20 protein-coding genes are annotated in these 22,598 nt (G+C 59.3%); 7 read left to right on the top strand and 13 right to left on the bottom strand.

Annotated features, from left to right (window positions below):
• Positions 1-17 precede the first annotated feature (17 nt).
• Positions 18-587: a glycerol-3-phosphate 1-O-acyltransferase PlsY gene (plsY, locus tag ACA069_RS25940; RefSeq protein WP_187680840.1), complete on the bottom strand. Its 570-nt coding sequence runs from the start codon at positions 585-587 to the stop codon at positions 18-20.
• A gap of 74 nt (positions 588-661) precedes the next feature.
• On the opposite strand from plsY, the gene folB reads away from it, so the two are divergent.
• Positions 662-1,018 (top strand): dihydroneopterin aldolase, encoded by a 357-nt coding sequence (gene folB, locus ACA069_RS25935; RefSeq protein ID WP_401270118.1) that lies wholly within the window; start codon positions 662-664, stop codon positions 1,016-1,018.
• The gene (gene folK / locus ACA069_RS25930; protein WP_497615467.1) at positions 1,009-1,524 is read left to right on the top strand and encodes a 2-amino-4-hydroxy-6-hydroxymethyldihydropteridine diphosphokinase; all 516 of its coding nucleotides are present in this window, start codon (positions 1,009-1,011) and stop codon (positions 1,522-1,524) included. Before folB ends, folK begins: the two co-directional genes overlap by 10 nt.
• 91 nt (positions 1,525-1,615) lie before the next feature.
• Here folK and ACA069_RS25925 read toward each other — a convergent pair whose 3' ends face one another.
• The 11 genes from ACA069_RS25925 to ACA069_RS25875 all read right to left on the bottom strand — a co-directional run bounded on the left by ACA069_RS25925 (position 1,616) and on the right by ACA069_RS25875 (position 15,719).
• Positions 1,616-2,839 carry a multifunctional CCA addition/repair protein gene (locus tag ACA069_RS25925; RefSeq protein ID WP_497615466.1) on the bottom strand — a complete coding sequence of 408 codons (1,224 nt, stop codon included), beginning with the start codon at positions 2,837-2,839 and terminating at the stop codon, positions 1,616-1,618.
• Between the two features lie 63 nt (positions 2,840-2,902).
• A complete protein-coding gene (locus tag ACA069_RS25920; RefSeq protein ID WP_497615465.1) occupies positions 2,903-4,465 on the bottom strand; it encodes a SpoVR family protein in 1,563 nt (520 codons plus the stop codon).
• Entirely contained in the window at positions 4,462-5,733 is a 1,272-nt protein-coding gene (locus ACA069_RS25915) for a YeaH/YhbH family protein (protein ID WP_187680836.1), read from the bottom strand. The genes ACA069_RS25920 and ACA069_RS25915 overlap by 4 nt, the downstream gene beginning before the upstream one ends.
• A gap of 119 nt (positions 5,734-5,852) precedes the next feature.
• Positions 5,853-7,775 carry a PrkA family serine protein kinase gene (locus tag ACA069_RS25910; protein WP_007910115.1) on the bottom strand — a complete coding sequence of 641 codons (1,923 nt, stop codon included), beginning with the start codon at positions 7,773-7,775 and terminating at the stop codon, positions 5,853-5,855.
• A 294-nt stretch (positions 7,776-8,069) separates the two neighbouring features.
• A complete protein-coding gene (glpE, locus tag ACA069_RS25905; protein ID WP_187680835.1) occupies positions 8,070-8,399 on the bottom strand; it encodes a thiosulfate sulfurtransferase GlpE in 330 nt (109 codons plus the stop codon).
• 33 nt (positions 8,400-8,432) lie between these two features.
• Complete coding sequence (locus ACA069_RS25900; protein WP_401270112.1) at positions 8,433-9,314, bottom strand: symmetrical bis(5'-nucleosyl)-tetraphosphatase; 882 nt, start codon at positions 9,312-9,314, stop codon at positions 8,433-8,435.
• Positions 9,314-9,694 carry a Co2+/Mg2+ efflux facilitator ApaG/CorD gene (gene apaG, locus ACA069_RS25895; protein ID WP_401270109.1) on the bottom strand — a complete coding sequence of 127 codons (381 nt, stop codon included), beginning with the start codon at positions 9,692-9,694 and terminating at the stop codon, positions 9,314-9,316. The genes ACA069_RS25900 and apaG overlap by 1 nt, the downstream gene beginning before the upstream one ends.
• Positions 9,695-9,807: 113 nt before the next feature.
• Positions 9,808-10,626 carry a 16S rRNA (adenine(1518)-N(6)/adenine(1519)-N(6))-dimethyltransferase RsmA gene (gene rsmA, locus ACA069_RS25890; RefSeq protein WP_187680832.1) on the bottom strand — a complete coding sequence of 273 codons (819 nt, stop codon included), beginning with the start codon at positions 10,624-10,626 and terminating at the stop codon, positions 9,808-9,810.
• A complete protein-coding gene (gene pdxA / locus ACA069_RS25885) occupies positions 10,623-11,612 on the bottom strand; it encodes a 4-hydroxythreonine-4-phosphate dehydrogenase PdxA (RefSeq protein WP_497615464.1) in 990 nt (329 codons plus the stop codon). Before pdxA ends, rsmA begins: the two co-directional genes overlap by 4 nt.
• Complete coding sequence (gene surA / locus ACA069_RS25880) at positions 11,609-12,925, bottom strand: peptidylprolyl isomerase SurA (RefSeq protein WP_410458020.1); 1,317 nt, start codon at positions 12,923-12,925, stop codon at positions 11,609-11,611. Before surA ends, pdxA begins: the two co-directional genes overlap by 4 nt.
• The gene (locus ACA069_RS25875; protein WP_497615463.1) at positions 12,906-15,719 is read right to left on the bottom strand and encodes an LPS-assembly protein LptD; all 2,814 of its coding nucleotides are present in this window, start codon (positions 15,717-15,719) and stop codon (positions 12,906-12,908) included. The genes surA and ACA069_RS25875 overlap by 20 nt, the downstream gene beginning before the upstream one ends.
• Positions 15,720-15,850: 131 nt before the next feature.
• Between ACA069_RS25875 and ACA069_RS25870 the strand changes: the two genes are divergently transcribed.
• The 3 genes from ACA069_RS25870 to ACA069_RS25860 are packed head-to-tail and all read left to right on the top strand — an operon-like array spanning position 15,851 to position 18,307.
• Entirely contained in the window at positions 15,851-16,870 is a 1,020-nt protein-coding gene (locus ACA069_RS25870; RefSeq protein WP_497615462.1) for an aminoglycoside phosphotransferase family protein, read from the top strand.
• Complete coding sequence (gene murU, locus ACA069_RS25865; RefSeq protein WP_401270095.1) at positions 16,867-17,538, top strand: N-acetylmuramate alpha-1-phosphate uridylyltransferase MurU; 672 nt, start codon at positions 16,867-16,869, stop codon at positions 17,536-17,538. The genes ACA069_RS25870 and murU overlap by 4 nt, the downstream gene beginning before the upstream one ends.
• 1 nt (position 17,539) lies before the next feature.
• On the top strand, positions 17,540-18,307 hold the full coding sequence (locus ACA069_RS25860; RefSeq protein WP_187680826.1) for a TerB family tellurite resistance protein: 768 nt from the start codon (positions 17,540-17,542) through the stop codon (positions 18,305-18,307).
• A gap of 66 nt (positions 18,308-18,373) precedes the next feature.
• Here the strand turns inward: ACA069_RS25860 and ACA069_RS25855 are convergent, their stop codons facing one another.
• Positions 18,374-19,363, bottom strand: coding sequence for an alpha/beta hydrolase family protein (locus ACA069_RS25855; RefSeq protein WP_497615461.1), 990 nt, complete (start codon positions 19,361-19,363; stop codon positions 18,374-18,376).
• A 73-nt stretch (positions 19,364-19,436) separates the two neighbouring features.
• Here ACA069_RS25855 and ACA069_RS25850 point away from each other — a divergent pair, with 73 nt between their 5' ends.
• Both ACA069_RS25850 and ACA069_RS25845 read left to right on the top strand, forming a co-directional pair.
• The gene (locus ACA069_RS25850; RefSeq protein WP_497615460.1) at positions 19,437-21,833 is read left to right on the top strand and encodes a PAS domain-containing sensor histidine kinase; all 2,397 of its coding nucleotides are present in this window, start codon (positions 19,437-19,439) and stop codon (positions 21,831-21,833) included.
• Positions 21,834-21,851: 18 nt separating this feature from the next.
• Positions 21,852-22,481: a response regulator gene (locus tag ACA069_RS25845; RefSeq protein WP_008085218.1), complete on the top strand. Its 630-nt coding sequence runs from the start codon at positions 21,852-21,854 to the stop codon at positions 22,479-22,481.
• Positions 22,482-22,598 lie beyond the last annotated feature (117 nt).

The following is a 22,598-nucleotide window of genomic DNA, read 5'->3' as shown; positions in this document are numbered from 1 at the left end:
GTGCGGAAGGCCGGCATTTAAAAATGCCGTTCGCGCCCGGCAAACAGGTCGCGTAGATTGCCGCGGTGGCGCCAGACGATCAGTAGCGTCAAGGCGCTCATCGGCAGCAAAGCCTTTGGCTCTTGCCAGGCGAGCAGCGGCAGGGTCAGTGGCGTGGCGATCAGCGCCGCCAGTGAGCTGGTACGGGTCAGGTAAAACGTTAGCAGCCATGCGCACACCGCTAACAGCGCAGCCGGCGGATACAGGCCCAGCAGCATGCCGGCGGCAGTGGCGACGCCTTTGCCGCCGCGAAAGCGGAAGTACAGCGGGAACAGGTGACCGATCACGGCGCATACGCCTATCCAGGCCTGATCCTGCAGCGAAAGGCCGACAGCCGATGCGATCAGCACCGGCAGCAAGCCTTTGCACAGATCACCCAGCAGGGTCAGGATCGCGAGTTTGCGGCCGGCCAGGCGCAGCATGTTGGTAGCTCCGGCATTACCCGAGCCACTCATTCGCGGATCCGGGTTTCCGGTCAGGCGGCTGAGCAAAATGGCGAAGGACAGAGAGCCGAGCAGGTAGGCGAGAGTCGCCAGTAACCAAAACATGCTAACTATTCCGGGCGAGGACGCCCTGATTCTAACGGCGCATTGCGCCCTTGTCGTGCAGCGGAGAAAAGTGCTTGGACAGAGTGTTTATCGAGGGCCTGGAAGTTGACACCGTGATTGGTGCCTACGACTGGGAGCGCGGCATCCGACAGTGCCTGCGTCTTGATCTGAGCTTCGCCTGGGACAATCGCCCGGCCGCCGCCGGTGACGACCTGACCCTGGCGCTCGATTACGCCAGCGTTTCCACGCGCATCCAGGCCTTTGCCGAGCAGGCGCAGTATCAACTGGTCGAGACTTTCGCCGAGCGCCTGGTCGAAGTGCTGATGACTGAATTCAACATCACCTGGGTGCGTTTGAAGCTGACCAAGCCCGGCGCCGTGCCGGCTGCCAAGGGTGGTGTGGGCGTGGAGATCGAGCGCGGATGTCGCTGACTCAGGTGTATCTCGGGCTTGGTAGCAATATCGAGCGTGAAACCCATTTGTGCGCCGGTCTTGATGCATTGGCGACGTTTCTGGTGGATATCCGTTGTTCGGCGGTGTTCGAAAGCCAGCCGGTGGGGATCAAGAGTGGGCCGTTCTTCAACTTTGTGGTGTCGGCGTATACCGACCTGCCGTTGATAGAGCTGGATCGGCGCTTGAAATTCATCGAGGCGGATAACGGTCGCTATGCGCCGGATCGCAAGGGGTTGCCGCTGGACATCGACGTGCTGCTGTACGGCGATCTGGTGGGAAACTTCGACGGATTGGTCCTGCCGCGAGCCGAAATTCTGAAAAATGCTTTTGTGTTGTGGCCGCTGTCGCTGATTGCGCCGGATCGGGTGCATCCCGGTGTGGGAAAAAGCTTCGCCACGCTGTGGGCGGAGGCGCAGATTGATCAGGTGTTGGCGCCGGTGGGGTTTGAGTGGCGAGGGGAGCAGCTCACACCTCTGAATCTTTAAAAGCAAAAGATCGCAGCCTTCGGCAGCTCCTAAACAGGGATTCCCGTTTCCATGTAGGCGCTGCCATAGGCTGCGGTCTTTTGATCTTGCTTCAAGCGTTTTCTTTGTAAGCCTTCAACGCCTTGAGCCGTTCACGTTTGAGCGCTTCGCCCAGATCCGGGCCTTTGAATCCCTTCTCCAGCAATGGCTGCACCGGTACGCCGCGCGCAGCATTCGCCGCGCCGCGCAAATAATCCGCCTGTGGATAACTTCTCTGCTCCAGACCTTTGCGCCCGCGTGCATCCATCTCGCACGCGGCAATAAATTCCTCAAAGCGCTGGGGCCGACGATACACATCAAAGCTCTGCAACAATTCCAGCAGCGTTGAAGCCTTCAACTCCAGGGCGCGGTGGCCATGGGTGTGATATTGACAAACCAGTAGCGCCAATTCCTGACAGTCCTTCGGCGCCTTGAAGCGCTCGTTGACCGCTTTGATCAGCTTCAGTCCCTTATGCTCATGGGCAATGTGTCGCGGCCATTCCTCTTCTGGCGTCAGCCCCTTGCCGAGATCATGCAGCAGGCACGCCCAGCGAACGGTCAGCGGTTGTTTGTACAGCGCTGATTGCTCCAGCACGCTGAGGGTGTGGATGCCGCTGTCGATTTCCGGATGATGGATTTCCGGTTGAGGCACGCCGAACAGAGCGTCGACTTCCGGCATCAGTACTTTCAGCGCGCCGCAATCACGCAGTACCTGAATGAACACCTGAGGCTGATCCTCCATCAACGCGCGGGAGATTTCTTTCCAGCTGCGCTCAGCCGTCAAAGCTTCCAGTTCGCCGGACTCACTGAGTTGGCTCATCAGTTCCAGTGTCTCTGGTGCGACGGTAAAACCGAGCCCTGCATAGCGAGCGGCAAAGCGGGCAACACGCAATACTCGGAGGGGATCTTCGGCGAATGCCGGGGATACGTGACGCAGAACCCGATCCTCAAGATCGCGCTGGCCATGATAAGGATCGGTCAGATTGTGCTGATCGTCCTCGGCCATGGCGTTGATGGTCAGGTCGCGGCGGATCAGGTCTTCTTCAAGCGTAACTTCGGGGCTGGCGTGAAAGGTGAAACCGCCGTAGCCGCGACCGCTTTTGCGCTCGGTGCGGGCGAGGGCGTATTCCTCGCCACTTTTCGGATGAAGAAATACCGGGAAGTCCGCACCCACCGGACGAAACCCCTTGGCAAGCATCTCGTCAGCAGTAGCGCCTACTACCACCCAGTCGATATCAGTGACCGGTTTGCCCAGCAAGCGATCACGCACCGCGCCGCCGACCTTATAAATCTGCATAAAAAACCTCCGTTGGCCCGACAGGATAACCCTTGCGTCGGACTTTCGGAGGCCAGAACCGGATCAAAGATGAATGACGGCCAGATCGAGCCGACCGTAATCCCCTTCGCTGTGTTCACTGCGTGGCGGTACGTGATGGGTTTTCATGACCTGGTCGCCTTGCAGGGTTTCCAGATGAATGTCGAAGCCCCACAAACGATGCAAGTGTTTCAGGACTTCTTCGGTGGAGTCGCCCAATGGTTTGCGATCGTGTTGCTGGTGACGCAGGGTCAATGAGCGGTCGCCGCGACGGTCGATGCTGTAGATCTGCACGTTGGGTTCGCGATTGCCGAGGTTGTACTGCGCTGCCAGGGTTTCGCGGATGATTCGGTAGCCGGTTTCGTCATGGATCGCCGGTACCAGCAGATCATCCTTTTGATCGTCATCGAGGATGCTGAACAGTTTCAGGTCGCGGATCACCTTTGGTGACAGGTACTGCAGGATGAAGCTCTCGTCCTTGAAGCTGCTCATGGCGAACTTGATGCTCGACAGCCAGTCGGTCCCGGCGATTTCCGGGAACCAGTGACGGTCTTCCTCGGTGGGCTCTTCGCACATGCGCCGGATGTCGCGGTACATGGCAAAGCCGAGCGCGTAGGGGTTGATGCCGCTGTAGTAGGGGCTGTCGAAACCAGGCTGGAACACCACGCTGGTATGGGACGTCAGGAATTCCATCATGAAACCGTCGGTGACCAGGCCTTCGTCGTACAGGTCATTCATCAGCGTGTAGTGCCAGAACGTCGCCCAGCCTTCGTTCATCACCTGGGTCTGGCGCTGTGGATAAAAATACTGGGCGATCTTGCGCACAATCCGCACGATTTCCCGCTGCCACGGCTCGAGCAATGGCGCGTGCTTCTCGATGAAGTACAGGATGTTTTCCTGCGGCTCGGCCGGGAAGCGCGCATTGTCCTTGTCGCTGTATTTGTCTGCGCCTTTTGGAATGGTGCGCCACAGGTCGTTGATCTGCTTCTGCAGATGTTCTTCGCGATCTTTCTGCCGCCGCCGTTCCTCCTCGGCGGAAATCGGGTAGGGGCGTTTATAGCGGTCGACACCGTAGTTCATCAACGCATGGCAGGAGTCGAGCAAATCCTCGACTGCATCGATGCCGTGGCGCTCCTCGCATTGCATGATGTACTGCTTGGCGAACACCAGATAATCGATGATCGAACTGGCGTCGGTCCAGGTGCGAAACAGGTAATTGCCCTTGAAGAAGCTGTTGTGACCGTAGCACGCGTGGGCCACCACCAGCGCCTGCATGCAGATGGTGTTCTCTTCCATCAGATAGGCGATGCAGGGGTCCGAGTTGATCACGATCTCGTACGCCAGCCCCATTTGTCCGCGGCTGTAGGATTTCTCGGTGCTGAGGAAGTGTTTGCCGTAGGACCAGTGGTGGTAGCCCAGCGGCATGCCCACCGAGGCGTAAGCATCCATCATTTGCTCGGCGGTGATGACTTCAATCTGGTTGGGGTAGGTATCCAGCGCATAGCCGGCCGCGATACGGGCGATTTCGCGGTCGTAGGTCTGGATCAGCTCGAACGTCCATTCGGAGCCGGTGGAAATGGGTTGGCGTTTCTGCTCTTTGGCGGTCATGTCACTAACCTGCGCTGGAAGAGTTCACGGAAGACCGGATAGATATCCCCGGCCGAGACCAGTTGCTGCTGGGCAAACGTGTCGGAAAAGGCTTCGGCGATGCGTTCGTATTCGTACCAGAGGGCTTGGTGTTCGCGCGGGGTGATCTCCACGTAAGTGTAGTACTGCACAAACGGCATGATCTGGTTGATGAGGATGTCGCGGCAGATTGGCGAGTCGTCGTTCCAGTTGTCGCCGTCGGAAGCCTGAGCCGCATAGATGTTCCACTCGTTGCTGGGATAACGCTCGGCCATGATCTCCTGCATCAGTTTCAGGGCGCTGGAAACGATGGTCCCGCCGGTTTCCCGTGAATAGAAAAACTCCTCTTCGTCCACTTCCCGGGCGCTGGTGTGGTGACGGATGAACACCACGTCGATCTTGTCGTAGTTCCGCTTCAGGAACAGGTACAGCAGGATGAAAAAGCGCTTGGCAATGTCCTTGGTCGCCTGGGTCATGGAGCCTGAGACGTCCATCAGGCAGAACATCACTGCTTTGGAACTTGGATTGGGCTGCTTGATCAGCAGGTTGTATTTCAAGTCGAAGGTATCGAGGAAGGGTACGCGATGAATGCGCGCGCTGAGTTTTTCGATCTCTGCCTCGAGTTCCTGAATATCGCCGAAGTTGTCAGGCTCTTCACGCTTGATGCGCGCCAGTTCTTCTTTGGCTTCACGCAGTTTCGCGCGGCTGCTGCCCGACAGGGCGATACGCCGTGCGTGGGCTGAGCGCAGGGTGCGGATGATGTTGATGCGCGAAGGGTTGCCTTCGTTGCTGATCCCCGCGCGCACGGTTTTGAAGGTGTCGGTGCCGCTCAGGTTGCGTTTCACCAGGTTCGGCAGTTCGAGGTCTTCGAACATGAATTCTAGAAATTCTTCCTGGGTGATCTGGAAGACAAACTCATCCATGCCTTCACCGGAGTTGCCGGCCTTGCCCGGTCCGCGTCCGCCGCCGCCTCCCGGTGGGCGGGCGATGTGTTCGCCGGCAGTGAATTCCTTGTTGCCAGGATGAACCACGGTCTGCTTGCCGCCACGGCCGTGGTGAAGCACCGGTTCGTCGATGTCGCGACCGGGAATGCTGATCTGTTCGCCGTGTTCCATATCCGTGATGGAGCGCCGGCTGACCGCCTCTTCGACAGCCTTCTTGATGTGGTCACGGTAACGCCGCAGGAAACGCTGGCGGTTCACCGTGCTCTTGTTCTTGCCATTGAGACGTCGGTCGATCACATAGCTCATACGTGGCCCTCCGGGCAGCTTCAAGTTGTGAGCTGCAAGCTGCAAGTAGACGCCATTGCCCGAACGTCAGGCTCATGCGCTTTTTTCTTGCAGCTCGTAGCTGTTAGCTTGCAGCTGCTTCACTGCGATTTCCGGACCCGTAGGTACCATTCGGACAGAAGCCTTACCTGTTTGTCGGTGTAGCCGCGTTCGACCATTCGTGTAACGAAGTCGTTGTGCTTCTGCTGATCCTCTTTGCTCGCCTTGGCGTTGAAGCTGATGACCGGCAGCAGATCTTCGGTGTTCGAGAACATTTTCTTCTCGATGACCACCCGCAGTTTTTCGTAGCTGAGCCAGGTCGGGTTCTTGCCGTTGTTGTTGGCCCGGGCGCGCAGTACGAAGTTGACGATCTCGTTGCGGAAGTCCTTCGGATTGCTGATGCCGGCCGGTTTTTCGATTTTCTCCAGTTCTTCGTTCAGCGCGACGCGGTTGAGGATTTCGCCAGTTTCCGGATCGCGGTACTCCTGATCCTGAATCCAGAAATCCGCGTACAGCACGTAGCGGTCGAAGATGTTCTGGCCGTATTCGCTGTAAGACTCCAGGTACGCGGTCTGGATCTCCTTGCCAATGAATTCGATATAACGCGGTGCCAGGTATTCCTTCAGGTAGCGCAGATAACGTTCGCGGGTTTCAGCCTGGAACTGTTCCTGCTCGATCTGCTGCTCCAAGACATAGAGCAAGTGCACCGGGTTGGCGGCGATTTCATGTGGATCAAAGTTGAATACTTTGGAGAGGATCTTGAACGCGAAGCGGGTCGACAGGCCGTTCATGCCTTCATCTACACCTGCCGAGTCGCGGTATTCCTGAATCGACTTGGCTTTAGGGTCGGTGTCCTTGAGGTTCTCACCGTCGTATACGCGCATCTTCGAATAGATATTGGAGTTTTCCGGCTCCTTGAGGCGCGACAACACGGTGAACTGCGCGAGCATCTTCAAGGTATCTGGCGCGCAGTGGGCCTTGGCCAGGGAGCTGTTGAACAGCAGTTTGTCGTAGATCTTCACTTCATCGCTGACCCGCAGGCAGTACGGCACCTTGACGATGTAGATTCGGTCGATGAAGGCCTCGTTGTTCTTGTTGTTACGGAAGGTGTGCCATTCCGATTCGTTGGAGTGCGCCAGCAGAATACCGGTGAACGGAATCGCGCCTAGACCTTCAGTACTGTTGTAGTTGCCTTCCTGGGTTGCGGTCAGCAATGGGTGCAGCACCTTGATCGGTGCCTTGAACATTTCGACGAATTCCATCAGGCCCTGGTTGGCCCGGCACAGCGCACCGGAATAGCTGTAGGCATCGGCGTCGTTCTGTGGGTATTCCTCGAGTTTGCGGATGTCGACCTTGCCGACCAGTGCGGAGATGTCCTGGTTGTTCTCGTCACCTGGCTCAGTCTTGGCCACGGCGATCTGATTGAGGATCGACGGATACAGTTTGACCACGCGAAACTGACTGATGTCGCCACCGAATTCGGCCAGGCGCTTGGTCGCCCATGGCGACATGATGGTGTTCAGGTAGCGCCGAGGAATGCCGAAGTCTTCCTCAAGGATCGCGCCATCTTCGGTGGCATTGAACAGACCCAATGGCGACTCGAATACCGGCGAACCTTTGATCGCGTAGAAAGGGACTTTCTCGATCAGTTGTTTCAGCTTCTCGGCCAGGGACGATTTACCACCGCCGACGGGGCCGAGCAGATAGAGGATTTGTTTCTTCTCTTCCAGGCCTTGGGCGGCGTGGCGGAAATACGAGACGATCTGGTCGATGCATTCTTCCATCCCGTGGAAGTCTTCAAAGGCCGGATAGCGACGGATCACCTTGTTGGAGAAGATGCGCGACAGCCTGGAGTTGGTCGAGGTGTCGAGCAGTTCCGGTTCGCCGATGGCCAGCAATAGACGCTCGGCGGCGGAAACATAAGCGCTGCGGTCTTTCTTGCACAGCTCCAGGTACTCTTGCAGCGAGAGTTCTTCCTGGCGTGTAGATTCGAAGCGTTGTTGGAAGTGGCTAAAGATACTCATGACGTCACCTCGCTCGATACGTGGAGCCGACGCCGGATCACTCAGTCGATGCTGGCAAGCAGCCGCTGTGGCCACTTGTTTACCCCCCAGAACACTTTCGCGGTCGACAACCTTGAAAGTCACTCCCGATGACCCGTGCGCCGGTGTACCGGCTCTCCCCTGATTTGGATGGCCTGGGCTTAAGGATAGTTGGGAATTCGGGAGGTAAAGGCGAGATACGTAATTAGTTGTGGCAGACCGTTCGTCTGCCGTGCGCAGGCCCGCGGAAGCCGGGGCCTGCGCATGACAAAAAAATTATTCGGAGGTGCCTTGCGCAGTTTCCGAAGGGTAAGTCGTACGCCAGAGCTCGAAGCCGCCATCCATGCTGTAGACGTCGGAGAAGCCCTGACTGATCAGGTAGGCTGCGGCACTTTGGCTGGAGTTGCCGTGATAGCAGACTACGACAGTCGGTGCGTCGAGGTCAGCGGCACGGATGAAATCCGAGATGGAAACGTTATCCAGATGCCTGGAGCCGGCGATATGCAGTGCGGCGTAGGTTTGCGGGTCACGTACATCGACCACCACGGCGCCTTGCTCACGCAGGGCCTGGGCCTGTTCCGGGGGGATTCGTTTGAATTCGCTCATGGCGGGTTCCTGTAGCTCGGCTGAAAGCACAGTCTAACGCAGGGCGTTGACCGGCAAAGTTTCGGGGGTAGGTGGTGCGACTGTCGGTGCTAAGCCACCGTGCTCATCGCATTTGCACGACACGCGTTCGCCGCTGTCGACGTTCATCAGGGTCAGGCTGCCGCCCCAGACACAACCGGTGTCCAGCGCCGAAATGCCAGGCTCATGGATATTGCCTTCCAGAGCAGCCCAATGGCCAAAGATGATCCGCAGGCCCCGGGTCTTGCGCTCCTTGTGCTGGAACCACGGTTTGTAGCCGGGCGGCGCAGTATCGAGGCCTTCTTTGCTTTTGAGGTCGAGCTTGCCCTCGGCGGTGCAGAAACGCATGCGGGTGAAATAGTTGGTGATGACTCGTAGACGGGAGACGCCTTTAAGGTTGTTGTCCCATTTCGACGGCTCATTGCCATACATCCCGTCAAGGAAGGCGGGAAGCAGGTTTTCATCGCGCAAAGCAGTTTCAACTTCAGCGGCGCATTTCAAGGCGCGGCGCAGTGACCATTGCGGCGGGATGCCGGCGTGAACCATGGCGACATCGCGCATCTCGTCGTAGTGCATCAGCTTCTGCTGGCGCAGCCACTCCATCAGTACGGGGCCGTCAGGGGCTTCGATGATTTCGCGCAGGGTGTCGGACTTCTTCAAACGCTCGATATGTTTACTGGCCGCCAGCAGATGCAGATCATGGTTGCCGAGCACGCAGATCAGCGACTCACGCATGCCATAGAGCAAACGCAGGGTTTCCAGAGACTGCGGGCCGCGGTTGACCAGATCGCCCACCAGCCAGAGCCGATCAAGCTTCGGATCGAAAGCGACTTGCTTGAGCAGGCACTTGAGCGGCTCGAGGCAACCTTGCAGGTCACCGACGGCATACGTCGCCATCAGTGCAAGGCTCCGGGGACGGCGAGGCGGAAGGGTTTGATGATGGCATCGAAATGCTTGCCGTCGTCGGCGACCATTTCGTAGGTGCCCTGCATGGTGCCGACCTTGGTGGTCATCACCGTGCCGCTGCTGTAGGTGTGCTCACCGCCAGATTTGATCAGCGGCTGCTGACCCACGACACCGGCGCCGCGCACTTCTTCGACATGCCCATCACCATCGGTGATCACCCAGTGCCGCGAGATCAGCCGGGCAGGGAGCTCGCCATTGTTTTGCACGGTGATGGTGTAGGCGAACGCGAAGCGGTTGTGCTCGGGTTGCGATTGGTCTGCCAGATAGTGGGTAACGACGCGGACATCGACGTGGTAACGGGAATCGGACATGCAAGGGGCCTTAAACGAAGCGGAACGCGGGGCGTAGCTGATGGGGAATCAGTCTAGGCAAGTATCGGGCAGTAAACCAGAGTGGCGTCCTGCCCGATAGCGTTCATCGCCGGTCAGTCGGCGGCGGGAGTTTCCGGGACTTGTTCGCTGAGCTTGTCGGCCAGGCGCACGAAGGCAGCCAGATCCAGTTGCTCCGGGCGCAGACTGCCATCGACGCCTGCAGCTTCGATCTCGGCGTTGCTCATCAATTGCTTGAGCGTGTTGCGCAGGGTCTTGCGGCGCTGGTTGAACGCTTCACGCACAACGCGCTCGAGCAGGCGATGATCCTTGGCCGGGTGCGGCAGCACTGCGTGTGGCACCAGACGGACGATGGCCGAATCCACTTTCGGCGGTGGATTGAACGCGCCCGGGCCAACGTTGAACAGGTGCTCTACGCGGCAATGGTACTGAACCATGATCGATAGGCGACCCCAGTCACCACCGCCGGGGCCTGCGGCCAGACGCTCGACCACTTCCTTCTGCAACATGAAGTGCATGTCGCGAATGATGCCGGCGTTGTTCAGCAGGTGAAAAATCAGCGGTGTGGAGATGTTGTACGGCAGGTTGCCGACGACGCGCAGGCTGTTCGGCGCGGCGTTGAGTGTGTTGAAGTCGAACTTCAGCGCATCGCCCTGATGCAGGTTGAAGTTGCTCTTGCCGGCAAATTGCTGGTTGAGGATCGGGATCAGGTCCTTGTCCAGTTCCACCACGTCGAGTTGCGCACCGGAGTTGAGCAGACCGGCGGTCAGTGCGCCCTGGCCCGGGCCGATTTCCAGCAGGCGGTCTTCGGACTTGGCGCTGATGGAGCGCAGGATGCGGTCGATAACGCCGGCATCGTGCAGGAAGTTCTGGCCAAAGCGTTTGCGCGCCTTGTGTTGGTATTGCTCGGTCATAAACGGGTCTCGGCCATCTGATAGGCGGTTTCCAGGGCGACTTGCAGGCTTCCGGTATCGATCTTGCCGCTGCCGGCCAGATCCAGGGCGGTGCCGTGGTCGACCGAAGTGCGGATGATCGGCAGGCCAAGGGTCACGTTGACGGCGGCGCCGAAGCCTTTGTACTTCAGCACGGGCAGGCCCTGGTCGTGGTACATCGCCAGCACTGCGTCGCAGTGCTCCAGATATTTGGGGGTAAACAGAGTGTCGGCAGGCAGCGGGCCACGAAGGTCCATGCCCTCGCCGCGCAGGCGCTCTAAGGTGGGTTCGATGATGTCGATTTCTTCATGGCCCAGGTGTCCGCCTTCACCGGCGTGCGGGTTGAGTCCGCACACCAGGATGCGTGGCCGGGCAATGCCGAATTTTTCTTGCAGGTCGGCGTGCAGAATGCGCGTGACCCGCTCCAGCCGCTCCGGTGTGATTGCATCGGCAATCTCGCGCAACGGCAGGTGGGTGGTGACCAGTGCAACGCGCAAACCGCGAGTGGCGAGCATCATCACCACTTGTGCGGTGTGGGTCAGATCAGCCAGGAATTCCGTGTGCCCGGAGAACGCGATGCCCGACTCGTTGATCACGCCTTTGTGTACTGGAGCGGTGATCATCCCGGCGAAGTCGCCGTTCAGACAACCGTTACCGGCGCGGGTCAGGGTTTCGAGGACGAACGGGGCATTGGCCTTGTCCAGTTGCCCGGCGACCACAGGGGCGCTGAGCGGTGTGTCCCAGACGTAAAGACTGTTCGCGGGCGCCGGCGCGACCGGCCAGTGATCGGGCCCGACGTCGAGCAGATTGACAGCCAGCCCCAACTGCGCGGCCCGCTCAAGGAGCAGGTCGCGGCTGGTGATGGCAATCAGGGGATGAGGCTGGGCTTGCGAGGCGAGCAGCAGGCATAGGTCGGGACCGATGCCGGCTGGTTCGCCGGGTGTCAGCGCGAAACGCTTGGGTTTCACTGCGCTGCCTGGTCTGCACCAGGGAGTTTGATCTCTACGTACGCTTCGTCACGGATCTGACGCAGCCAGGTTTGCAGCTCTTCGTCGTATTTGCGGTTACGCAGTACGGTCATGGCCTGCTGTTCGCGAGCCTGTTCGGTGCTGTCGGTGGCGCGACGGCCAAGGACTTCCAGAACATGCCAGCCGTATTGAGTCTGGAACGGCTTGGACAGCTGACCTTGTGGGGTCTTGGCCATCACTTCGCGGAATTCCGGCACCAATACGTTCGGGTCGATCCAGTTCAGGTCGCCGCCGTTGAGGGCAGAACCCGGGTCTTCGGAGTAGCTTTTCGCCAGGGTGGCGAAATCTTCGCCTGCCACGATGCGCTCATACAACGACTGAACCAGGGCTTTGGTCTTGGCTTCGTCGCGGATCGGGCTCGGCTTGACCAGGATGTGGCGCACATGCACTTCATCACGGGTCTGGGCTTCGCCACCGCGCTTGGCCAACAGCTTCAGGATGATGAAACCGCCTGGAGTGCGTGCCGGCTGAGTCACGTCTCCGACTGCCATGCTGCTCAACTCGCGATCGAACGGTGGTGGCAGTTGAGCAGCTTTACGCCAGCCCATGTCGCCGCCTTCCAGTGCGTTGTCGCTGGCGGATTTGGCCACGGCCAATTGACCGAAGTCGGCACCTTGCTTGAGCTGCTGGTAAACCTCCATGGCCTGACGCGCAGCATTCTGAATCGCTTCAGAGTTGGCGCTTTCCGGGGTCGGGATCAGGATGTTGGCCAGGTGCAGTTCTTCGGACAGTTGCATCTTGCCCAGGTCGGAAGCGAGGAAGTTCTTCACTTCCTGCTCGGACACCTGAATGCGTTCGGCAACACGGCGCTGACGCACACGGCTGATGATCATCTCGCGACGGATCTGGTCACGGGCGTCGTCGTAAGACAGGCCATCGCGAGCCAGGGCGGCGCGGAACTGGTCAATAGTCATGTTGTTGCGCTGTGCGATGGTGCCGACAGCCTGGTTCAGTTCTTCATCGGTGATACGAATGCCGGAACGTTCGCCGATCTGCAATTGCAGGTTTTCGACGATCAAGCGTTCGAGCACCTGCTGATCCAGTACGCCTGGAGGTGGCGAGCCGCCGCCACGCTTGGCGATGGTCTGCTGAACTTCCTGGACGCGCTGGTCCAGTTGGCTCTGCATGACCACGTCGTTGTCGACGATCGCTACCACTTTATCGATGGACTGTACTGCGGCGTTGGCCGCAGTACCCAGGAACAACGCGCCCAGCATCAGCGGGCGCAGACAATCAGAAAGCTTGGTCTTCACGTTCACGATAACCTTGAATGCCTTTGTCGAGGAAGCTCTCTACCTTGGCGCCAGTGAGGCCACCGAGTCCCTTCAGAACAATTTGGAGGAAGACGCCATGGTCGCCTTTTTCGTTTTGCGGAGCTTCCTGACTGAACTCGTCATAGGAAACCCAGTAACGGTTGATCAGGCGCAGTTTCCAGCAGCAGTTGTCGTACTCGAAACCACCGAAGGCTTCCAGGGTACGGTTACGGTTGTAGTCGTACTGCCAGCGGCTGATAGCGTTCCACTGTGGAACGATCGGCCAGATGACCGAGAAGTCATGCTGCTGGATCTTGTAGTAGTCCTTCACGTAGCCAGGCGTGCCCGGCGTGCCGTAGTCACCACCACCCACCGACCATTTACCGGTGTTCTGGTCGTAACGAACCTGGTCATTGCGATAGCGATAGCCGGCGTTGATGACCTTGTTCGGGTTGTCTTCAGGCTGGTAGTGGAACATCGCACTGCCGGAACGTGGGCTGCGGCTGTCCGGATCCCAGTTGTAGTCGGCCGTGGTGCGCCAATCGCGGTTCCAGCGGTATTCGTATTCCAGTGCGTAAGGCGAGACGTTGGATTTCGCATCGTCACGGGTTTTTGCATCGATACCTGGCAGTTGAACTTCGCGATCCTTGAAGTACAGGGCCTGGCCGACGCTGATGCGTTGACGTTCGAAACCGTCGTCTTCGATCCAGCGACTGGTTACGCCCAGCGACAGCTTGTTCTCGTCACCGACACGGTCGGCACCGGAGAAGCGGTTGTCACGGAACAGCGAGGAGTAGTTGAACGTGGTTTCGCTGGTGTCGAATACCGGGATATCGGTCTGGTCTTTCTCAGGTACATAGAGATAGAACAGGCGTGGTTCCAGGGTCTGGCGGTAGTTTTTGCCGAAGAACGACGTGTTGCGGTCGAAGTACAGGCCGCTGTCGATGCTGGCGATTGGTACGCCGCGGTTTTGATTGCTGCCAAACTCGCCGCCGACGTAGTCAGTACCTGCCGCAGTTGCTGCATTCTGCTGGGCGACGATCTGCGACTTGCCGGTACCGTCCAGATCCAGTTGATACTGGGTGTACTGATACTTGAGCGATGGCTTTAAGAAGCCATAGGTCCAGTTCATTGGCAGACTTACACCGGGCTTCAGATTCAATCGGTCGCCGTTAGCGCGTGCCAGGCCTGTAACGTTTGTATCCAGGCGCGGTGACGCAGTGCCATTTTCGTCGATGAAGTTGCCGGTTTTCAGATCACGATCAAACCGCACAAGCTCGGTCTCGTAATCGAAATTCAACCCTTCCGGATGATACGGCAGCTGACCATTGAAGGTGATCTGCGGCAGACGGCCATACGGTGTGATGTTCGAAACGGTCGCCAACTGGTACTGCTGAGCATTCAAGCGAGCGGTGTAGCTGTCACCACGATAGGTAACCGCGCCCTGCTGATTCACGAAGTCGCTGGACTTCACACCAATCTGATCGGTCTGCAGATCCTGGAAGTAATACGGATCGCTGATCTTGGTGTAGTCAACTTCGGTCAGCACGCGGGAGTCGAGACCACCCTTGTGCTGCCAGTTGTACATGTAGCGGGTTTTTTCGTAGTCGGTCTGCTTGCTGCGTTCGGTGTCGTCATCGTTCAGGTACGCAGCGCCGAACTGGCCTTCGCTGGACTTGGTCAGGTAACGGAACTCGCCTTCCACCAACATGCCGCGCTTGCTCATGTAACGCGGGTACAACGTGGCATCGTAGTTAGGCGCCAGGTTGAAGTAGTACGGTGTGACCAGCATGAAGCCGGTATCGGTGCCGGTGCCGATGGTCGGCGGCAGGAAGCCCGACTGGCGACGGTCATCGATCGGGAAGTAGATGTATGGCGTGTAAAGGATCGGAATGTCTTTTACGCGCAGCGTCACGTTAGTCGCGGTACCGAAGCCGGTGGCCGGGTTCAAGGTGATGTTGTTGCCCTTGAGCTGCCAGGCGTTGCTGTTCGGTTCGCACGTGGTGTACGTGCCGTCCTTGAGACGGATGATCGCGTTTTCCGCACGCTTGGCGTACAGCGCGTTACCGCGAATGCGCGACTTGTGCATCACGTATTCAGCGTTATCGACCTTGGCTTCACCGGTGTCGAGCTGCACATCGGCGTGGTCGCCGACGATCAGTGCGCCGTTGTCGCGGATACGTACATCGCCATTGAGTTCGGCGCGGCTCTCGGCCTGGTACAGGCTGGCCTCGTCGGACTCGACCTGCATGCTGCCCTGACGCAGGACGACATCACCGGCCAGCGTACCGACTTGATCATCGGTGTTATAGCGCGAAGCTTTTGCGCCGATAAAGGTCGGAGCATCGCTTTTATTCGTCTTGTCATTCATGCCAGGACGAATCGGTTCGATATAAGCACCAGAGCAGTAAGGACCCGTCTCGGCCAATTGGGCGGCGGTGAGCTTCTCGCGCGGAACCCAGTCGAGGTGACTGAAGTCTTCGCTACGGGATTTCAAACCACGGCCTTTGGCTTCGGTGACCAGCGCTGGCTTGGCGCCAGTGTCGGCAACCGAACCCTTGTCGCTCGGGGCTTCGCCGGTGGCGCTGACGGCACTGCCGTCATGCACTGGACGCGGAGGCAATGCAGCCGCCGGCGTCTTGGGCGCACAGTCCCAACCACCCGAAGCCGAGACGGAGCAGTCATACTGCTCGGCGGCAACAACGAATTGACTGGCCAGAGGTTGCATAGCCAGCAGACTGCCGGTTACCAACAACGGAAATTTTTTACGAAACGCGGGGGATTTCAATGCCATCTTATTAGTCCGGGCTTCCTGCGTGCCATCTGCCCGCGGTGGTGGGCCGCACGCCTCTCGATGGTCTGAAAAAGATGCTGGATAATAAAGCATGACCCGCTTGACGGCTAGCGCCGTCGGAGACCCTTGCAATGCCTGACCAAGATGTACGCTTGCAACACCTGAAAGTTTGGCTCGATGAACAGTTGGCAATCCTCTTTGCAGATCAGGGCTGGGGCGCCGTGCCCCCGGCCACGTTGACCGCGGCCAGTAGCGACGCGAGTTTCCGCCGTTACTTCCGTTGGGAAGGCGCGGGTCGCAGTTTCGTCGTAATGGACGCGCCGCCGCCCCAGGAAAACTGCAAACCGTTCGTGGATATCGCCTTTTTGCTGGCGAAATCCGGAATAAATGTGCCGAAAATTTATGCCGAAGACCTCGAACGCGGATTTCTTTTGCTCAATGACCTGGGCAACAAGACCTATCTGGACGTGATCGATGGCGAAAATGCCGACGCATTGTTCAGCGATGCCCTGCAAGCGCTGCTGGCTTTTCAGCAGTTGCCGATGGTCGCACCGTTACCGAGTTACGACGTTGCATTACTGCGTCGTGAGCTGGAACTGTTTCCCGAGTGGTACGTGAAGCGTGAATTGGGTATCGAATTCGATTCGACCCAACAGCAACAGTGGCAACACGTCAGCGACCTGCTGATCGACAGTGCCCTGGCCCAGCCGAAAGTGCTGGTGCACCGCGACTACATGCCGCGCAACCTGATGCTCAGCGAGCCGAACCCCGGCGTGCTGGATTTTCAGGATGCGGTCTATGGCCCGGTGACCTACGACGTGACCTGCCTGTTTAAGGACGCCTTCCTCAGTTGGCCTGAAGAGCGCGTCCGTGGCTGGCTGGAAACTTACTGGCAGCAAGCCTCGGCACTGAACATTCCCGTGCAGCCGGACTTCGAAGACTTCCTGCGCGCCAGCGACCTGATGGGCGTGCAGCGTCACCTGAAAGTCATCGGCATTTTCGCTCGCATCTGCCATCGCGATGGCAAACCGCGTTACCTCGCCGACGTACCGCGCTTCTTCTCCTATATAGAAGCAGTGATCGCCCGTCGTCCTGAGCTGGCCGAACTGCAAGCGCTGTTCATCAGCCTGCGTGGTGGAGCGACGGCATGAAAGCAATGATTCTGGCGGCAGGCAAAGGCGAGCGTATGCGCCCGCTGACCCTGACCACGCCGAAACCGCTGGTACGTGCCGGCGGCGTCCCGTTGATCGAATATCACCTGCGTGCCCTCGCGTCGGCGGGTTTCAGCGAGATAGTAATCAATCATGCCTGGCTCGGTCAGCAGATCGAGGATTACCTGGGCGACGGTTCGCAGTTTGGTCTGAGCATCCAGTACTCGCCGGAAGGCGAGCCGCTGGAAACCGGCGGCGGGATTTTCCGTGCGCTGCCGTTGCTCGGCGATGATGCGTTCCTGGTGGTGAACGGTGATATCTGGACCGATTACGATTTCAGCGTGCTGCACCAGCCGATCACCGGTCTGGCGCATCTGGTGCTGGCGGATAATCCGGCGCATCACCCGACAGGTGATTTTTCTTTGGTCGACGGTCAGGTCATCGACGGCCAGCCGACTGCCGCCACCCTGACCTACAGCGGTATCGCCGTGATCCATCCGCAACTGTTCGACGGCTGCGCGGACGGTGCCTTCAAGCTGGCACCGCTACTGCGCAAGGCCATGGCGGATGGGCAGGTGACGGGCGAGCGTCTGAAAGGTCATTGGGTGGATGTCGGCACGCATGAGCGTCTGGCCGAAGCTGAAACCTTGATAGAAGCGAGTCGCTGATATGTTGTGGCCAGGGACTCTGATTGGAGCCGGAGCGGGTTTTGCGATTGCCAGCATTCCGGGGGCCATGCTTGGGGCTTTGTTGGGGCAGGCGCTGGATCGGCGCCTGCATTTGCAGAGCTGGGGGCATCTGCGGGAGAAACTCGGTGGTCGGCCGATGCTGCGCAACGACGAATTGTTGTTCGTGTTGCTCGGGCGTCTGGCCAAGAGTGACGGACGGGTGACGGATGGACATATCCAGCAGGCGCGCAATGAGATGCGCGCGCTGGAGATGAGCGAGCCGGCGACGCGCCGGGCGATTGCGGCGTTCAATCGCGGCAAGTCCGGGGACGATAATCTTCGCGGTTATCTACGGCGCCTGAGTGCGCAGCCGCATGCGGCCGAAGGCGTGTTGCGCGCGTGTTGGCGGATGGTCTGGGCCGATGGTCGTGCCGGCGTCAGCGAGCGGGAATTGTTGGCGCAGTGGGGTAAATGGCTGGGCTGGACGACGCATCAGGTGCAGGCGTTGGCCAGTGATTACGAGCCCGGCAAACGGCCCATCGTCAGTGCGGCGGTAAGCTATCAGGAAGCGATGCGATTGCTCGGTGTTTCGGCGAGCAGCGAACCGGCGCAAATCAAACGAGCTTATCGACGTCTGCTCAGCCGTCATCATCCGGACAAGATTGCCGGCAGCGGTGCAACGCCGATGCAGGTGCGAGAGGCGACCGATAAGACCCGCGAGTTGCACAATGCCTACACGTTGATTCGTGAACGGCGGGATTTTCGTTAGGCGGTTTCAAGATCAAAAGATCGTCCGATCGCGGCCTGAGCTTTCGGACGATCTTTTGCTTTTGGGTCAGTCTGTGTTCTGTGGGCTCAACCAGCCACGCACCCGACGGAACAACTGTTCCTGCTCAGCCTTGTTATCCGGTAACGCCTTGAGCGCCACTTGGCTGAACGCCGACGTCTTCAAGCGCTTGCTCGCCTGCATGCGCTCCAGCGCCGCGTTGCGATCCAGCGCTTTGTCCATGTAGAAAATATCAGCCGTTGGCAGTTTCAGCGTTGGCGTCAGTTCCACCAGCGGCGGCTTGGCTTTGGCCGGTGCTTGCGCGTCGACCATGACGAATTTCTCCACCTGCGCCGTTTGCCGCTCGCTCAAGAAACGCGCCGCCCAATACGCGCCCGTTCCATGACCGAGCACGACAATGCGCCGCGCACTTTGCTGTTCGGCGTAGGCAATGGCGGCGTCGATGCGCGCGAAGATGCGTTCGGCATCGGCTTTGGACTGTTCTTCAGTCGTTTCGGCGATCACCTGGTCGGCGACTTCGGCCTCACCGCCTGCTGCTTGTTCGATCGGCTGCGCGGTGGTGGCGTCCTTGCTGCCTGTTTCGGGGGCTTTCGGCGCAGCAACGGCTTCAATTACGCGTGGAGCGATGGCATCGCTTTGCAGATCGGGCAGGGTGATACTCAGACTGCTCCATTCGGCGTCCGGCAATTTGCTCCGCAACGGGCCGATTGCTTGTGGCCAGTCAGCGGTTTCGCCGGCACCGGGGACGATAATCACCGCGCCTTTCGGTTCAGCGGTGTTGGCCGGTTTCCACAAGGCGAGGAAAGTGTCGCTGCCGGCTTGAAGCTGTTGCTGTTCTTGCGCCGGGACTTTACGTTCCAGTGCCGCGGCCTCTTCCTGACTACGCTCAAGCAGTGGTTGGCGCTCGGCCGGTTTTTCTTCGGCGGATTTTTCCGCAGGGGCGGCAGGGGCCGGGTCGGCCGCGTGGACAGAAAACGCACAAGGCAGGATCAGCGACAGGCACAATGCTGGCATTGCCAGGCGGTAGACAGAGGGCATCGGTTATTCCAGGCCAGAAAGTATCCCGGCAGCCTAATGGGTTGGTCAGAATTTGTCAGTGTATGAGACTTCAATGAAGCGATTTTGCTGCCTGTGGGTTATCGGCTGTTTGTGGCTTCCCTTGATGGGCTGGGCGGCGCCTGCGCCATCGGCACACGTTGCGCAGTTGTCAGCCAGCGAGCAGCAATGGCTCGCGCAACACAACGAATTGCGGGTCGGATTGGTGTTGCAGGCGCCGTACGCGCAATACGATCGGCGTTTGCAGCGACTGTCCGGGGCCAACGTCGAGCTGATGAAATTGCTGGCCAAAGCCCTTGATGTCGAATTGAGCTGGCGCAATTTTCAGGATCTGGCGCAACTGGAAGCGGCTGCACGCGATGGCGAGATCGACATCGCTCCTGGTCTGACCCAGACACCGAGCGCGCTGCGCCTGTGGCAGTTTTCCGATCCGTACATGCGTGTGCCACAACTGGTGGTCAGCGACCAGAAGGCCAGCGGTGTGGTGGATCTGGAAAAACTCGATGGCCAGACCCGCGTCGCCGTGCGCATGCCGAGCACCACCGCCGACTATCTGCGCGGCAACTATCCACACCTGAATCTGCAAGGCGTGCCGCTGGAGCGTCAAGCGCTGCAATTGTTGCTGAGTCAGCAGGCGTCTTACGCGGTGGTCGATGAAGCGCAGCTCGGGCGGTTGTCGGCAGAACCGGAGTTCGCTGAACTGGTAGTGGTCGGCGATATCGGCCTGCCGCAATTGTTGCGAGTCGCTTCGCGCCGGGACTGGCCTGAGCTGGCCGGCATCGTCCAGAGCGCGCTGCGCTCGATCCCGGCCAAGGATCTGGAGCGCCTGCACAATCAATGGCTGCAACCCAAATATCCACGGTTGTCGGAATCGCCGGGGTTCTGGCAGAACCTCAGTCTGTTGTTCGCGGTCATGCTGCTCAGTTGCGTGGCGATCGTGTTCTGGCAGCGGCGCCAGCAGCACAGCCTCGAACAACGCCTGCTCGCCGCGCGTGAAGACATCGCCTTGCGCGCCGCCAGCGAAGAAGCGCTGCGCCTGACGCAGTTTTCCATCGATCAAAGCACTGTCGGCATCCTTTGGGTCAACTGGGATAGCCATGTGCGCTACGCCAACCGGGCGGCGGAAAACATGCTCGGCTACCCCTCGGGCGGGCTGATCGAGCGGCCGCTGATTGATTTCGAACCGGATCTGCACATGGACCGCTGGCTCAATCTGTGGAAACGCGCGCGTGCCAGTGAAGAAGGGCCGCTGAGTTTTGAGACAAGCTGTGTGCGCGCCGATGGAAGTATTTTGCCGGCGGATGTATCGCTGAGTTTCCTGCGTTTTCGCGACAGCGAGTATTTGGTGGTCTATCTCAACGACGTCACCGAGCGCCGTCGCGCACTCGCGGCGTTGCAGGAAAGTGAAGCGCGTCTTCAAGGCATCGCCGCCAATGTGCCGGGCCTGGTGTTCCGCCTGGAGCGGGCGCCGGTCACCGGGCAGATCGACTTTGCCTACATCAGTGAGGGCAGCGAAAGTCTGGTCGGCTACGCGCCGGCCGCTATTGCCCACCGCGACATGGGCCTGCGCAGTCTGGTGCATCCGGATGACAAGGCCAGTTATCACCGCACCCAGGATCAGGCGCTGGACACCGATAGCGACTGGTCGTGGCAGGGGCGAATTCTCACACGACAGGGCGAGCAGCGCTGGGCCGAGATCAAAGCGATCACCCGGCAGCTTGAAGATGGCGCTTATGTCTGGGACGGCATCGTCTGGGACATTACCGAGAGCAAGCGCATCGAGCTGGAGCTGGCGGCATCGCGTGAGCAACTGCGCGAGCTGTCGGCACACCTTGAGAGCGTGCGCGAAGAAGAGAAGGCGCGGATTGCCCGGGAAGTACACGATGAGCTGGGGCAGATGCTGACGGTGCTGAAACTGGAGACATCGATGTGCGAACTGGCCTACGCGCAACTCGACCCCGGTCTGCACGACAGGTTGAACAGCATGAAGCGCCTGATCGCCCAGTTGTTCCAGTTGGTGCGTGATGTAGCGACCGCATTGCGCCCGCCGATTCTCGATGCGGGGATTGCGTCAGCGATTGAGTGGCAGGCGCGCCGGTTCGAGGCGCGCACGCAGATTCCGTGTCTTGTGCAGGTGCCGGACAATCTGCCGCCGCTCAGCGATGCCAAGGCGATTGGCCTGTTCCGCATCCTGCAGGAGGCGCTGACCAACGTCATGCGTCATGCCCAGGCGCATACTGTGGAACTGACGCTGGCGCTGGAAGGCGATGAATTGTGTCTGACGGTCAGCGATGATGGCGTAGGATTTGTCGCCGCTGCCGGTCGGCCGACTTCGTTTGGCTTGGTGGGCATGCGTGAACGGGTGCTGATCATGGGGGGGCGCCTGGCGCTTGAGAGTGAGCCGGGGGAGGGCACCAGTCTGAATGTCTGGGTGCCGGTGGATGAGGTTTGACTGAATCTGGAGAACAACGTGATCCGTGTACTGGTAGCCGAAGACCACACCATCGTCCGTGAAGGCATCAAGCAATTGATCGGCCTGGCCAAGGACCTGCAAGTCGTGGGAGAGGCGAGCAATGGTGAACAACTGCTCGAAACCCTGCGCCATGTGCCGTGCGAAGTGGTGCTGCTGGACATCTCCATGCCAGGCGTCAACGGCCTGGAAGCGATCCCGCGAATCCGTGCGCTGAACAATCCGCCGGCGATTCTGGTGTTGTCGATGCACGACGAGGCGCAAATGGCTGCTCGCGCCTTGAAGGTCGGCGCTGCGGGTTATGCGACCAAGGACAGCGATCCGGCGCTGTTGCTGACGGCCATCCGCAAAGTCGCGGCGGGTGGGCGCTACATCGACCCGGATCTGGCCGACCGCATGGTCTTCGAGGTCGGCCTGACCGATGCGCGGCCGTTGCATTCATTGTTGTCCGAGCGCGAGTTCTCGGTGTTCGAGCGCTTGGCCCAGGGCGCCAACGTCAACGACATCGCCCAGCAATTGGCCCTGAGCAGCAAGACCATCAGCACCCACAAGGCGCGGCTGATGCAGAAGCTCAACATCACTTCGCTGGCGGAACTGGTGAAGTACGCGATGGAACACAAGCTCCTCTGAACAACGCCGCGCTCTGTGTAGGAGTTGCCGAAGGCTGCGATCTTTTGATCTTGCTGTTTACAGGGTCAAAAGATCGCAGCCTTCGGCAGCTCCTACAGTAGACCGCGTTGGCATATC

The organism is Pseudomonas sp. LBUM1652 (assembly GCF_059716105.1).
This window is presented reverse-complemented; position numbering and strand designations above follow the sequence as displayed.

Bases quoted from the DNA above. Each gene is read 5' to 3' on its own strand.
- ACA069_RS25900 (WP_401270112.1), bottom strand. From the start codon at position 9,314: ATGGCGACGTATGCCGTCGGTGACCTGCAAGGTTGCCTCGAGCCGCTC.
- rsmA (WP_187680832.1), bottom strand. From the start codon at position 10,626: ATGACCGAGCAATACCAACACAAGGCGCGCAAACGCTTTGGCCAGAAC.
- ACA069_RS25850 (WP_497615460.1), top strand. From the start codon at position 19,437: ATGAAGCGATTTTGCTGCCTGTGGGTTATCGGCTGTTTGTGGCTTCCC.
- ACA069_RS25875 (WP_497615463.1), bottom strand. From the start codon at position 15,719: ATGGCATTGAAATCCCCCGCGTTTCGTAAAAAATTTCCGTTGTTGGTA.
- ACA069_RS25915 (WP_187680836.1), bottom strand. From the start codon at position 5,733: ATGAGCTATGTGATCGACCGACGTCTCAATGGCAAGAACAAGAGCACG.
- ACA069_RS25860 (WP_187680826.1), top strand. From the start codon at position 17,540: ATGTTGTGGCCAGGGACTCTGATTGGAGCCGGAGCGGGTTTTGCGATT.
- ACA069_RS25855 (WP_497615461.1), bottom strand. From the start codon at position 19,363: ATGCCCTCTGTCTACCGCCTGGCAATGCCAGCATTGTGCCTGTCGCTG.
- folK (WP_497615467.1), top strand. From the start codon at position 1,009: ATGTCGCTGACTCAGGTGTATCTCGGGCTTGGTAGCAATATCGAGCGT.
- murU (WP_401270095.1), top strand. From the start codon at position 16,867: ATGAAAGCAATGATTCTGGCGGCAGGCAAAGGCGAGCGTATGCGCCCG.
- glpE (WP_187680835.1), bottom strand. From the start codon at position 8,399: ATGAGCGAATTCAAACGAATCCCCCCGGAACAGGCCCAGGCCCTGCGT.
- ACA069_RS25925 (WP_497615466.1), bottom strand. From the start codon at position 2,839: ATGCAGATTTATAAGGTCGGCGGCGCGGTGCGTGATCGCTTGCTGGGC.
- ACA069_RS25920 (WP_497615465.1), bottom strand. From the start codon at position 4,465: ATGACCGCCAAAGAGCAGAAACGCCAACCCATTTCCACCGGCTCCGAA.
- plsY (WP_187680840.1), bottom strand. From the start codon at position 587: ATGTTTTGGTTACTGGCGACTCTCGCCTACCTGCTCGGCTCTCTGTCC.
- ACA069_RS25870 (WP_497615462.1), top strand. From the start codon at position 15,851: ATGCCTGACCAAGATGTACGCTTGCAACACCTGAAAGTTTGGCTCGAT.
- apaG (WP_401270109.1), bottom strand. From the start codon at position 9,694: ATGTCCGATTCCCGTTACCACGTCGATGTCCGCGTCGTTACCCACTAT.
- ACA069_RS25910 (WP_007910115.1), bottom strand. From the start codon at position 7,775: ATGAGTATCTTTAGCCACTTCCAACAACGCTTCGAATCTACACGCCAG.